At 61.8% G+C, this 12,691-nt stretch carries 10 protein-coding genes; 8 read left to right on the forward strand and 2 right to left on the reverse strand.

Annotated features, from left to right (window positions below):
* Positions 1-238 (forward strand): hypothetical protein (locus ACF8E5_RS00275; protein WP_392474740.1); only part of this gene is annotated, 238 nt, incomplete at its 5' end.
* Between the two features lie 235 nt (positions 239-473).
* Here the strand turns inward: ACF8E5_RS00275 and ACF8E5_RS00280 are convergent.
* Positions 474-1,205: a hypothetical protein gene (locus tag ACF8E5_RS00280; RefSeq protein WP_145253693.1), complete on the reverse strand. Its 732-nt coding sequence runs from the start codon at positions 1,203-1,205 to the stop codon at positions 474-476.
* 350 nt (positions 1,206-1,555) lie between these two features.
* Between ACF8E5_RS00280 and ACF8E5_RS00285 the strand changes: the two genes are divergently transcribed.
* Positions 1,556-3,358 (forward strand): acyl-CoA dehydrogenase, encoded by a 1,803-nt coding sequence (locus ACF8E5_RS00285; protein WP_197844728.1) that lies wholly within the window; start codon positions 1,556-1,558, stop codon positions 3,356-3,358.
* 18 nt (positions 3,359-3,376) lie between these two features.
* On the opposite strand, the gene ACF8E5_RS00290 is transcribed toward ACF8E5_RS00285, so the two are convergent.
* The gene (locus tag ACF8E5_RS00290; protein WP_058638898.1) at positions 3,377-4,300 is read right to left on the reverse strand and encodes a DMT family transporter; all 924 of its coding nucleotides are present in this window, start codon (positions 4,298-4,300) and stop codon (positions 3,377-3,379) included.
* Between the two features lie 259 nt (positions 4,301-4,559).
* Between ACF8E5_RS00290 and ACF8E5_RS00295 the strand changes: the two genes are divergently transcribed.
* The 6 genes from ACF8E5_RS00295 (at position 4,560) to ACF8E5_RS00320 (ending at position 12,637) form a co-directional block, all read left to right on the forward strand.
* Positions 4,560-5,450 (forward strand): LysR family transcriptional regulator, encoded by an 891-nt coding sequence (locus ACF8E5_RS00295; protein ID WP_058638897.1) that lies wholly within the window; start codon positions 4,560-4,562, stop codon positions 5,448-5,450.
* A gap of 118 nt (positions 5,451-5,568) precedes the next feature.
* Positions 5,569-7,011 carry a TldD/PmbA family protein gene (locus ACF8E5_RS00300; RefSeq protein ID WP_058638896.1) on the forward strand — a complete coding sequence of 481 codons (1,443 nt, stop codon included), beginning with the start codon at positions 5,569-5,571 and terminating at the stop codon, positions 7,009-7,011.
* Positions 7,011-8,330: a TldD/PmbA family protein gene (locus tag ACF8E5_RS00305; RefSeq protein ID WP_197844726.1), complete on the forward strand. Its 1,320-nt coding sequence runs from the start codon at positions 7,011-7,013 to the stop codon at positions 8,328-8,330. Before ACF8E5_RS00300 ends, ACF8E5_RS00305 begins: the two co-directional genes overlap by 1 nt.
* A 100-nt stretch (positions 8,331-8,430) precedes the next feature.
* Complete coding sequence (gene mdtD, locus ACF8E5_RS00310) at positions 8,431-9,858, forward strand: multidrug transporter subunit MdtD (protein WP_058638894.1); 1,428 nt, start codon at positions 8,431-8,433, stop codon at positions 9,856-9,858.
* Positions 9,859-9,970: 112 nt separating this feature from the next.
* Entirely contained in the window at positions 9,971-11,308 is a 1,338-nt protein-coding gene (dbpA, locus tag ACF8E5_RS00315; RefSeq protein WP_392474749.1) for an ATP-dependent RNA helicase DbpA, read from the forward strand.
* A 147-nt stretch (positions 11,309-11,455) separates the two neighbouring features.
* The gene (locus ACF8E5_RS00320; protein WP_058638892.1) at positions 11,456-12,637 is read left to right on the forward strand and encodes an NAD(P)/FAD-dependent oxidoreductase; all 1,182 of its coding nucleotides are present in this window, start codon (positions 11,456-11,458) and stop codon (positions 12,635-12,637) included.
* Positions 12,638-12,691: the final 54 nt, after the last annotated feature.

Consider the following 12,691-nt stretch of genomic DNA (forward strand, 5'->3'; position numbering starts at 1 on the left):
ACGCCGCCCGCGGCATCGGCCATACTATCTTTCCAAGATGGGCGATCCAGAGGTACGCCAAAGCCGCCAGATACTCCATCCCTTAATCGCCTCTGAGGCAATCAACAACCCAACCCACATCCAGTTATTGATGCCAGCAACTACCATAGGTAAGAGCAAAACCACCGAAATTGACGGAACAATGAAGAACAATCTGAGTGGCATCTGCACTACCGCCAAAAACACCGCGAATTTTTGATACTTAAAAAAACTCACACACGTAACAATAACTGAAAGCTGTAAAAACAGCCCGACCCAAATCACGAACCCTGGACCACCCCAACTCCGCACCACTTCAAGACCACTGTTCAAATCTGACCAAAAAGGTATTGCGCCTCGGGCGGCACTACGCAAGATGTACAAAACAATATAAAAAGCATCCATACTTGCCCAAAACAAGTATATTGATCGTGGCTTATTCATATTTGAGACCATCAATAGGCGCCCCTTCTGTACTCATACTCCTCGTCAGGCACCACAGGACGCCAGTGCCAAGACTGCCCCGTGATCGCCCATGCATCGTCAGCCTGTACATAGTTCTGCGTTATCCGTCGTACATCGCCATATCGATGTATAGCCGATAACCTGACGAAACTCCGCTCATTTTCACCCAACGGTACCCACCTCTGACTTACAAGCCTACGGGTATTGGCATAGTCTTTCCCCTCGCTCGGAAAAAGACGCCCCTCATCCCCTCGAGATGTTAAAAAGTTTGCGGCCAATGCCACACCCGACCACAGTAAATTTGTATCAATACTGAATATTTTCCACTTTCCAGGGCCTTTAACCTCTGGGTATTTGCTCTCAGATAGCAGTAGGTCCAGCTTTGATTCCGCCCATCTCAAGCGAGGGTAACGCGCTATATCAATCGGAGAAATTGGTTTCTCCCGAATAACAAACCACCTGCCGTCCTCTACCAGCTTCAAAGCTCGCTCGATATCAGCCTGCAGCAGAGGACGCCCAGGCGGCAGATCACAAGCCTTCTGGAAATCACGCAGCCCACTCAGGGTGGTATTTTCCAGCAAAGCTTTCTGAACTACCGAACAAGCAAAAAAAGGATCTTCAACCTTCTCTAACTCTTCTTTCCAGACGTCTCGCCACTCACAAATCCTGTCCATGAAATTCCTCCACCACAGTGAAGATTCAATATCTATCTCATTTTCCATCACCGCGGTCGTAGGAAGTTTCTGCAACGCACGCAGGAAGCTAGCTTCATGCTGTCTTCTACGAACAAGTCTCTGATGCCTCAAATTCTTCATGCCGTCAGTGGAACATCAGAGCTTGAAAGGTGCCAAGGCTGACAGATGCATGCCTTTTGATCTCAAAGGTGCTGCAATATTACTATGAACACCTGCTTCTCTTGACGCTCACTCAACCCAGCCCCTTCGCCCCGTCAACCAACATCAGACGTTCCAAATACGAGAATCTGTGACTGAACATCATCTGAATCAATCATGGTAGCCAGCCCTGTTCGGCCAATCCTAGACTCGCACCAAGCCCGCTCTAGGACCGCCCCATGCCCGAGACCCTGCTCAGCCCTCGCAACCTGGCCTTCGAGCTCTACGAAGTCCTCGACGCCGAAGCCCTGACCCAACGCCCGCGCTTTGCCGAGCACAGCCGTGAAACCTTCGACGCTGCGCTGACCACCGCGCGCACCATCGCCGAGAAATATTTCGCCCCCCACAACCGCAAAGCTGACGAAAACGAACCGCGCTACGTAGACGGCCGCGCCGAGCTGATTCCCGAGGTCAAGCCTGCCGTGGATGCTTTTCTTGAAGCCGGGTTCCTCAACGCCAACCGCGACTTCGAGGTCGGGGGCATGCAGTTGCCCAGCCTGGTGTCACAAGCCTGCTTTGCCCATTTTCAGGCGGCGAACGCCGGCACCACCGCCTACCCGTTTCTGACCATGGGCGCGGCCAACCTAATCGAGAGCTTCGGCAGCGAAAAACAAAAGCGCCTGTACCTGCAGCCGATGATCGAGGGCCGCTACTTCGGCACCATGGCCCTGACCGAACCCCACGCCGGCTCATCGCTGGCTGACATCCGCACCCGCGCAGAACCGGCCGGTGACGGCAGCTACCGGCTCCGGGGCAACAAGATTTTCATCTCCGGCGGTGACCATGAGCTGTCGGAAAACATCGTGCACATGGTCCTGGCCAAACTGCCGGATGCCCCACCGGGGGTCAAAGGCATCTCGCTGTTCATCGTGCCCAAGTACCTGGTCGGGCCCGACGGCAGCCGGGGCTCGCGCAATGACGTAGTGCTGGCGGGGCTGTTTCACAAGATGGGCTGGCGCGGCACCACGTCCACGGCGCTGAACTTCGGCGACAACGGCCAGTGCGTGGGCTATCTGGTCGGCCAGCCACATCAAGGCCTGGCCTGCATGTTCCAGATGATGAACGAAGCACGCATCGGCGTCGGCATGGGCGCGGTCATGCTCGGTTACGCCGGTTACCTGTACTCGCTGGACTATGCGCGGCAGCGCCCACAGGGCCGATCAGCCGAAAACAAGGACCCGCAAACCCCGGCCATCCCGATCATCGAGCACACCGATGTCAAAAGGATGCTGCTTGCGCAAAAGGCCTATGTGGAAGGCGCTTTCGACCTGGGCTTGTATGCGGCGCGCCTGTTCGACGACACCCACACGGCGCCCGATGAAGACACTCGCCAGCAGGCCCAGGCGCTGCTCGACCTGTTGACGCCCATCGTCAAATCCTGGCCCTCGGCGTATTGCCTGAAAGCGAACGAACTGGCCATCCAGATTCTCGGCGGCCACGGCTACACCCGGGAGTACCCGGTCGAGCAGTATTACCGTGACAATCGCCTGAACCCCATCCACGAAGGGACCGAGGGCATCCAGTCGCTCGATCTGCTGGGCCGCAAGCTGGCCCAGAACGGGGGTGCCGGCCTCAAGCAGTTGATGCGCCTGATCGCTGTCACTGGTGAGCGCGCCAGCCATCACCCCAACCTCGACCCGCTGCGCCAGCCACTGGAACAGCTGGTCAATCGCTTGCAAGGTGTCACCCTTGCCCTGCTCGGCGACCTGGCCCAGGGCAAGGTCGCCGGCGCCCTGGCCAACTCGGCCCTTTACCTCAAGGTCTTCGGCCATTGCGTGATTGGCTGGCGCTGGCTGGAACAGGCGATTCATGCCGAACTCGGTCTGCTTCAGCGCGCCGCGGCTGACCGCGACTTCTACCTCGGCAAGCTGCAGGCAGCCCGGTATTTCCTGACCTGCGAAATACCGGGCTGCCATGCAGACCTGGCCTTGCTTGAAGCGCGCGATGACACCAGCTTGAACATGCAACAAGAGTGGTTCTAGAAAGTGGCCTTGGCCCGCTCATCGTTGCGGGCACTCCCCTGCTGACGGCACACGTCGAGCGGTGCGGGTGATGGCAATGCCAGTGGCGACTATCGCGATACCCAGGTAGGTCGTCCAATGAATGGCATCGCCGAACATCAACGCCGCCCAAATGAGCGTTACAGGGGGTTCCAGGTAAACCAACGCGGACACCCGTGTTGCCGACAGTTTGGTCAAGAGTATCCACAGGCTCAGGTAGGCGATGAAGGTCGAAAACAAGGTCAACCACGCCACCGCCACCCATACCTGAGCACTGCTGGGCAGCTCGATCAGGCGCAACGGCACTCCTGTGACACTGAGCAGTACCAGCGTCGCGCTCGATTGCAGGAAGAGCGGCATCAACAAGCCCTCTTTACTGTGATCCGTGCCCATGACCGACTGTCGCCGTTGGTAAAGGGTGGCGATCGATAACGTGATCGCGGCAATCAGCGGCAGCGCATACAGCCATAGCTCGAGCCGAGTGGAAGACAGGCTGTACTCACCAAGAATCACCACACTGACCCCGGCAAACCCGAGTACCAGCCCAAGCCACTCCTGCCTGCCGCTTCGCTCCTGCTGATCCGCACTACCCATCGCCGCCGTGATCAGGGGCTGCAGCGCGCAGATGATGGCGGCTATCCCCGCAGGCAAGCCACCGCGTATGGCAATGTAGACACTGATCAGGTAAGCGAACTGAGCCAGGAAGCCGATGACCGCGTTGTAGCGAACTTGCGCCCAGGACAGGTTACGTAATCGATGCAAAACAAACGGCAATAAACAAAGACTGACCAACAGGAAGCGCCAGAACAGCAAGTTCACTGCGCCTGCATCCTGCGTGCCGAGCCGGGCGCCAATGAAACCGGAACTCCAGGACAGGACAAAGGTTGTTTGCAGGAAAATGTGGGAGGGCCAGTTATGTTGCATCTCTACACCTCCAAATGACGCGGGCGATGGTAAAGAGTGGATTTACGGCCACCCACCTCTACCCGATCAGCCAAGCGCTCATTAAACAAACTCAGCCTCTTGGCTAGGCGCAGAGCGCAGGCACGCTGTTATCCGGTGCCCGCTGCCTAGGCATTTCGGCAGTTGGACATTCGTTGACCTCACCTTAGGAAGGGGTATAAAGCCTGTACAGTTGATTAAATCGAAGTGCTGATTCGATCCAACCAAATCAGGTGGTTTCATGGGCAAAGGTCTAGATATCAATGTGTTGCGAACTTTTCAGGCCGTGGCTCGACTCGGTCGTTTCAACGCAGCGGCAGACTATGTCCATCGCAGTCCTTCAGCGGTGACCACGCAGATACAGAAGCTCGAAGAGCAGGTTGGCCAACAGCTGTTTGCGCGCAGCAACCAGGCAGTGGAGCTCACCCCCGCAGGCCGGCATCTACTGGGCGAGGCGACACGCTTTCTGATCGCCCACGACAAGCTGCTGGCGACGCTGTCCCCCCGGCAACTGACAGGCAAAGTCCGTCTGGGGGTACCGGATGGCTATGCCGCCACGCTCATGAGTGAATGCCTGCCGGTATTCGTTGCCAGTAATCCGAAGATGGAGCTGGAAGCTGTGGCGTGCTCCAGCGCGCAGTTGCTGGACCTGTTTGCCAGGCAGCAACTGGACCTGGCCGTGGCGGTCAGCAGCGAGCACATCCAACAGGGTGACTGGCTGCGCCCCACAAAACCCCGTTGGGCCGCCGCGAAGGGCTTCATCCGCGATCACAGCCGCCCGCTACCTCTGGCATTGCAGCTAAAGGGCTGTCCCTACCGGGAGGCAGCGGTACAGGCATTGAAAGCCGAAGGCATTGCGTACCGTATCCTGCTGGAAAGTGCCAACTGGCATGCGGTACTGGCCTGTGTCAAAAGTGGCCTGGCAGTTGGCATCGTCGAGGAACTCGAAGCCGACGACTCGCTCGTTTTTTTGCATGACCAGGACCTGCCGACGCTTCCCGCGCACGGCATCTACCTGTTGACAGACACCGCGCACCCTGTGGCCGTGCATTTGCACGCAGTGCTCAAGGCTGCGATTCAAAAAGAAGCCGACTCAGAGTTCGCCGCAACGCAAACGCCCGTTAATGCCTGACCAGCACATCAGTAGGCTGCCATAATGACCCGGCATTGCCCGAGCCCGCAGCGCGGCCCGTCTCGGCATTGCCCAGCGCGTGGTTCCAGGGAGCCACCGTGTATCCGGAGGCTTGTCCATGTTCGATTCCAGCACCCTGCTGCGCCAGCGCTTCGCCGCCCTGCGCAGCACGGCCGATCTGTTTTCCTTGCGCCATGTCAGGCAGTCGCACCAGGCATTGTCCGTGCGCCGCAACGTCGCCGAACCGCCTGCCTTGAGCCAGGACGAGGGCGCCATGCTGACCGTGCGCATCAACGGTGTGGAGGCCTACGCCGCCACGGCCGATCTGTCCCAGAGTGGCCTGCAGCGCGCATTGGAGCAGGCTGAAACCCTCGCTCGACAGATTGCCCGCTACAGCCTGCTGGACCTGCGCGAACAGCCTGTGCCGACCGGGCGCCACGATTACCTTTCGCCTCATTTCGACCAACCGATGCCGGGCCTTGCCGACTGCCTCGGCTTGCTCGCCGAAGAGTCGGCCAGCGTGCCGTCGGACTCGCGCCTGGTGGACTGGCAGGCAAGCCTTGGCATGAGCCTGGTCGAGCAGACTTACCTGAACTCGGCCGGTGCCGAACTGCGCCAGGCCCAGCGCTTTCTGTTCCCTGGCCTGGCCGTGACGGCCAGCGATGGCCAGGACAGCCAGAGCCGCAGCCTGGGCAGGGAGAACTTCGGTCAGCAGGGCGGCTTCGAAATCATCGAGCGCTGCGGCCTGAGGGGCTCGGCCCGGCAGGTTGCCGACCAGGCCCTGCAATTGCTGCAGGCGCCGAACACGCCCAGCGGCGTACGCGACCTGCTGTTGATGCCTGACCAGATGATGCTGCAGATCCACGAATCCATCGGCCACCCCTTGGAGATGGACCGCATCCTGGGCGATGAGCGCAACTACGCCGGTACCAGCTTCGTCAAAGCCAGTGACTTTGGCCAGTTGCAGTACGGCTCTTCCCTGCTGAACGTAACCTTCGACCCGACCTTGAACGAAGAGCTGGCCAGCTACAGCCACGACGACGATGGCACGCCGGCCAGCAAGCAATTTCTCATTCAGGACGGCGTGCTGCTGCGCCCGCTGGGCGGTGCCCTTTCCCAGTTCCGCTCTGGTCTTGGCGGCGTGGCCAATAGCCGCGCCTGCGGCTGGAACCGGGCGCCGATCGACCGCATGGCGAACCTGAACATAGAGCCGGGCGACCAGTCCCTGGATCAGCTGATCGCAGGTATCGAGCATGGCATCCTGATGCGCACCAACCGGTCCTGGTCCATCGACGATGCGCGCAACAAGTTCCAGTTCGGCTGCGAATGGGGCCAACTGATCGAAAATGGCGAACTCAAGGGCATCGTGAAGAACCCCAACTATCGCGGCATCTCCGCACGGTTCTGGCGCAACCTGGCCGCCGTCGGCGACCGCAGCACCTTCCAGGTCCTGGGGACGCCCAATTGTGGCAAGGGCGAGCCCAACCAGGTGATCCGGGTTGGGCACGCCTCGCCAGCTTGCGTGTTCAGCGCCATCGACGTGTTTGGAGGAGATGCATGATGAAACAGGCCTTCCAATCCCTCATCGACACCCTGGGCGCTGCCCTGCAAGCAGGCGAACACTACACCCTGGGGTTGAGTGCCGAGCATTCGCAGTTCGTGCGCTTGAACCATGCCAAGGTTCGTCAGGCGGGCGAGGTGAGCCAGGCCAGTGCTCACCTGCGCTTGATCCACGCTGGTCGTCAGGCTGAGCAACAAGTGACCCTTAGCGGTGATGCGCACCTGGACCGCCAGCGCCTGCTCGATGCCCTGTCGCAACTGCGCCAGATGCTGCCGCTACTGGCGGCAGACCCGTACCTGAGGCTAGATGAAAGTGCCTGGCGCAGTGATAGCCAACAGACGCATGCCCTGCCCGACCTGAATGAGGTGCTGGCCCTGCTGGAGCAGGAAGCCGGTGACCTGGACCTGGTCGGCATTTATGCCGCAGGCCCGATCTGGCGCGGTTTCGCCAGCTCGTTCGGCGCCTTTGGCTGGCACCAGGCCAATAGCTTCAACATCGACTGGAGCCTGTTCCACGAGAGCGGCCAGGCGGTCAAGGCCAACTATGCCGGGCAGGTATGGCGTGCCGACGACTTCACCGCCCGCTTGCGTCAGGCTCGGGCGCAGTTGGGCTACCTGGGGCGTGCGCCGGTGGTACTGCAACCGGGCAGCTACCGCGCCTACCTGGCGCCAGCGGCCATGGACGAAATCGCCGGCATGCTGTGCTGGGGTGGCTTCTCGGCGCAGGCCCTGGCGACCGGCAGCAGTGCCCTGCAGCGGTTGTACAGCGGTGACGCCACCCTGAGCCCACTGATCAGCTTCACCGAGCAGGTCAGCGGCTCACTGAGTCCAGCGTTCTCCGACGAGGGCTCACCGCGCCTGGACGTGGCGCTGATCGAGCAGGGCAAGCCAGCACGACGCCTGGTTTGCGCGCGCAGCGCGGCCGAGTTCGGGGTGTTGGCCAACGGGGCCGACAGCCACGAGTCGCCCTGTGCGCTCAGCCTCGCACCCGGCCAATTACCCCGTGAACAGGTTCTGGAGCGGCTCGGCACCGGCCTGTACATCAGCAACCTGTGGTACTTGAACTACTCGGACCTGCCCGCAGCGCGCATGACCGGCCTGACCCGCTTCGCCACGTTCTGGGTGCAGGACGGGCAGATCCAGGGGCCGGTCAACACGATGCGCTTCGATGACAGCCTGTACAACCTGCTGGGCGAGCAACTGGAGGCGTTGACGTGCGAGCGGGAGCTGATTCTGTCGACCAGCACTTACGGGCAACGCAGCACCGGATCGAGTCATTTGCCCGGCGCGCTGGTCAAAGCGCTGACGCTGACATTGTGATTGGATTTTGCCGGCCATCTCACGGCGGTAGCCACGCCTGCCCCGCCCCGTAGGCGCGGCGCTTGCCGTCGAGAGGCCAGTACAGACAGACGAGGACGTCATGCCCGAACGCAACCCGCTCGACCCCATCACCGCCCGCTGGCTGCCATGGGTGGTGGCGATCGCCTTCTTCATGCAGTCGCTGGACGGCACCATTCTCAACACCGCGCTGCCCGCCATGGCCCGCTCCCTGGCCGAAGACCCCTTGCGCATGCAGGGTGTGATCATTTCGTACATGCTCACCGTGGCTTTGCTGATCCCCGCCTCGGGCTGGATCGCCGACCGTTTCGGCACCAAGCGCATCTTCTTCAGCGCCATCCTGCTGTTCAGTTTCGGCTCGTTGCTGTGCGCAGTGGCCAACAGCCTGGGCTTTCTGATCTTCGCGCGGATCGTGCAAGGGCTCGGCGGGGCGCTGATGCTGCCGGTCGGCCGGCTGGTGGTGCTGCGCGCCTACCCTCGCACCGAACTGGTGCGCATCATGAGCTTCATCACCATCCCTGGTCTGCTCGGGCCATTGCTGGGCCCGACGGTAGGTGGCTGGCTGGTGGAGATCCTGAGCTGGCACTGGATCTTCCTGCTCAACTTGCCGGTCGGCCTGCTGGGCTGTTACGCCGTCTGGAAGTTCATACCCGACCTGCGCGGCGCCGAGCGCACTACGTTCGACGGGCCGGGCTTTTTGCTGTTCGGCGCCGCGATGGTGCTGATCACCATCGCCATGGAAGGCCTGGGCGAGCTGCACCTGCCGCACTTGCGCGTCATGTTGCTGCTGTTCGCCGGCATGGCCTGCCTGGCGGCCTACTGGCTGCGAGCCGGGCGCGACCCGGAGCCGTTGTTCTCTCCCAGCCTGTTCCGCGTACGTACCTTCGCCATCGGTATCCTGGGCAACCTGTTCGCCCGCCTGGGCAGCGGTGCACTGCCGTTCCTGGTACCGCTGCTGCTTCAGGTAGCGCTTGGGTATTCACCGGCCCAGGCGGGCATGAGCATGATCCCCTTGGCGGCGGCGGCCATGGTCGCCAAGTCCGTCGCCAGGCCGCTGATCGAACGGCTCGGTTACCGCATCATCCTGACTGGCAACACGGTGCTGCTGGGCGTGCTGCTCGCTGGCCTGGGCCTGGTGGACGAGCAGACCCCGTACTGGTTGCTGCTGGTGCAACTGGGCCTGCTGGGCGCCGTGAACTCCCTGCAGTTCACTGCCATGAACACGGTGACGCTGATCGACCTGGACGATGCCAGCGCCAGTAGCGGCAACAGCTTGTTGTCGGTGGTGGCCCAGCTATCGCTGAGCCTGGGGGTGGCTTGTGCTGGCGCGCTGCTGGGCGGCTTCACGGCAGCAGGCAGCGCCGAAGGCGTGGAAACCACCTTGGGTGCGTTCCAGCTGACGTTCTTCACCATCGGCATCATGGCCATGCTGGCGGCGGCCATCTTCCTGCAACTGGCGCCGACGGACGGAAGGCGTGCCCGTCGTCCGGAAGAGCACGTGGAGTCTTAGGGCGAATGGCGTCGGGGCTGGTAGACTGTGCAGCATTTTTCGCTTCGCACCGCAGGCCCGCCTCGTGACCACCGATTCCACCGCCTTTGCCACCTTGCCGTTGTCCGCCGCCATGCTGGCCAACCTGGACACTCTCGGCTACACCTCGATGACGCCGATCCAGGCCCAGAGCCTGCCGGTCATTCTCAAGGGCCAGGACCTGATCGCCCAGGCCAAGACCGGCAGCGGCAAGACCGCCGCCTTCGGTATCGGCTTGCTCAACCCGATCAACCCTCGGTACTTCGGCTGCCAGGCGCTGGTGCTGTGCCCTACCCGCGAGCTCGCCGACCAGGTGGCCAAGGAACTGCGTCGCCTGGCCCGTGCCGAAGACAACATCAAGATCCTGACGCTGTGTGGCGGCGTGTCGCTGGGTCCGCAGATCGCCTCTCTGGAGCACGGCGCGCACATCATCGTCGGCACCCCGGGCCGCATCCAGCAGCACCTGGACAAGGGCACGCTGGTTTTGGGCGGCCTGAACACGCTGATCCTCGACGAAGCCGACCGCATGCTCGACATGGGCTTCTTCGATGCCATCGCCAGCATCATCGCCAAGACCCCAGCGCGCCGTCAGACCTTGCTGTTCTCCGCCACCTATCCCTCTGGCATCAAGCAGCTGGCGGCCGATTTCATGCGCGACCCGCAGCAGGTCAGAGTCGAAAGCCTGCATACCGACAACCAGATCGAGCAGCGCTTCATCGAAATCGCTCCCGAACAGCGCCTTGAAGCGGTTACCCGGGTGCTGGGCCATTATCGCCCGCAGTCCTGCGTGGCATTCTGCTTCACCAAGCAGCAGTGCGAAGACGTGGTGGCCCACCTTACGGCCAAGGGCATCGTGGCCCAGGCGCTGCACGGTGACCTGGAGCAACGTGATCGCGACCAGGTGCTGACCATGTTCGCCAACCGCAGCAGCTCGGTGCTGGTGGCCACCGATGTGGCCGCCCGTGGCCTGGATATCGACGGCCTGGACATGGTCATCAACGTAGAGCTGGCGCGTGATGCTGAAATCCACGTGCACCGCGTGGGCCGCACCGGCCGCGCTGGCGAGAAGGGTATCGCGGTCAGCCTGGTCGCACCTGCCGAAGGCCATCGCGCCCAGGCCATCGAAGCCTTGCAGAAGAGCCCGCTGCGCTGGGACCTGTTGGACAGTCTCAAGAACAAGGGCGGTGAGCCGCTGCTGCCGATCATGAGTACGCTGTGCATCGCAGCCGGGCGCAAGGACAAGCTGCGCCCGGGCGATATTCTCGGTGCGCTGACCGGTGATGCCGGTATCCCCGGCAAGCAGGTGGGCAAGATTGCGATCTTTGATTTCCAGGCGTTTGTGGCGGTGGAGCGGGCGCTGGCCAAGCAGGCCATGCAACGCTTGAATAGCGGCAAGATCAAGGGCCGCTCCCTGAAAGTCCGCATCGTCTGACATTTTTTCGGGCCGCGTTGCAGCCTATCGCAGACAAGCCAGCCCCTACAGGATCATCACAGGCCTCCAGCCAGTTGCCGTCCCTGTAGGCGCTGGCGTGCCTGCGATGGGCCGCAACGCGGCCTCGGCTATTGATGAGGTAACACCGTGCACTCCACCGACGTGATCATCCTGGGCGCAGGCGCTGCCGGCCTGATGTGTGCCCAGCTCAGCGCCCGCCGAGGCCGCCGGGTCCTGCTGCTCGACCACGCCAACAAGCCAGGCAAGAAGATCCTGATGTCCGGCGGCGGGCGCTGCAATTTCACCAACCTGTACACCGAGCCGAGCAACTTTCTTTCGCACAACGCGCACTTCTGCAAGTCGGCCCTGGCTCGCTACACCCAGTGGGACTTCATCGAGCTGGTGTGCAAGCACGGCGTGCCCTACCACGAAAAAAAGCTCGGCCAGCTGTTCTGCGACAACAAGGCCAGCGACATCCTCGACATGCTCCTGGCCGAGTGCGACGAGGCCGGCGCCCAGATTCGCATGCACACCAGCATCGAGCAGATCGACAAGACCGACAACGGCTACCTGCTGCAGACCAGCGCCGGCCCATTCGCCTGCCAGTCGCTGGTGATCGCGACGGGTGGTCTGTCCATCCCGACGTTGGGTGCGACCGGTTTCGGCTACCAGGTGGCCCGACAGTTCGGCCATACCTTGCTGCCGACCCGCGCGGGCCTGGTGCCATTCACCATCACCGAGCCCCAGCTCAAGGCCATGTGCACCGAGCTGTCCGGCACCTCGCTGGACTGCACCGCCAGCTGCAACGGCACCAGCTTCCGTGAAAACCTGCTGTTCACCCACCGGGGCCTGAGCGGCCCGGCGATCCTGCAGGTCTCATCGTTCTGGGAAGCCGGCGATACGCTTGAGATCAACCTGCTGCCTGACCGCGATGCGCTGGACTGGTTGCAGACCCAGCAAACCGAGCGCGGCAATGCTGAACTCAAGACCGTGCTGGGTGAGGTGTTCACGCGCAAGCTGGCCACTTTGCTGGCCGAGCAGTGGTTCGAATCCAAGCCGATGAAGCAGTACACACCGGCTGAACTGGCCCTGATCGCCGACAAGCTGGCACGCTGGCAACTGGTGCCTGCCGGCACCGAGGGTTACCGCACTGCCGAGGTGACCCTGGGCGGTGTGGACACCCGTGAGGTCTCGTCCAAGACCATGGAGTCGCTCAAGAGCCCGGGGCTTTACTTCATCGGTGAAGTGCTGGACGTCACGGGGCACCTGGGCGGCTTCAACTTCCAGTGGGCTTGGGCATCGGCCAACGCCGCAGCGCAGTTCGTCTAGGGTAGAATCCACCGCGCAGCACGGAACGCTTCTTGCTGGCACGTGCTCAATAGC

Origin of the sequence: Pseudomonas sp. WSY_20 (assembly GCF_043104335.1) — a bacterium.
In the GTDB taxonomy this organism is placed as follows: Bacteria; Pseudomonadota; Gammaproteobacteria; order Pseudomonadales; family Pseudomonadaceae; genus Aquipseudomonas; species Aquipseudomonas parafulva_B.

Coding starts and splice junctions, on each gene's coding strand:
- ACF8E5_RS00280 (WP_145253693.1), bottom strand. CDS start 1,205: ATGGAAAATGAGATAGATATTGAATCTTCACTGTGGTGGAGGAATTTC.
- ACF8E5_RS00285 (WP_197844728.1), top strand. CDS start 1,556: ATGCCCGAGACCCTGCTCAGCCCTCGCAACCTGGCCTTCGAGCTCTAC.
- ACF8E5_RS00290 (WP_058638898.1), bottom strand. CDS start 4,300: ATGCAACATAACTGGCCCTCCCACATTTTCCTGCAAACAACCTTTGTC.
- ACF8E5_RS00295 (WP_058638897.1), top strand. CDS start 4,560: ATGGGCAAAGGTCTAGATATCAATGTGTTGCGAACTTTTCAGGCCGTG.
- ACF8E5_RS00300 (WP_058638896.1), top strand. CDS start 5,569: ATGTTCGATTCCAGCACCCTGCTGCGCCAGCGCTTCGCCGCCCTGCGC.
- ACF8E5_RS00305 (WP_197844726.1), top strand. CDS start 7,011: ATGAAACAGGCCTTCCAATCCCTCATCGACACCCTGGGCGCTGCCCTG.
- mdtD (WP_058638894.1), top strand. CDS start 8,431: ATGCCCGAACGCAACCCGCTCGACCCCATCACCGCCCGCTGGCTGCCA.
- dbpA (WP_392474749.1), top strand. CDS start 9,971: ATGCTGGCCAACCTGGACACTCTCGGCTACACCTCGATGACGCCGATC.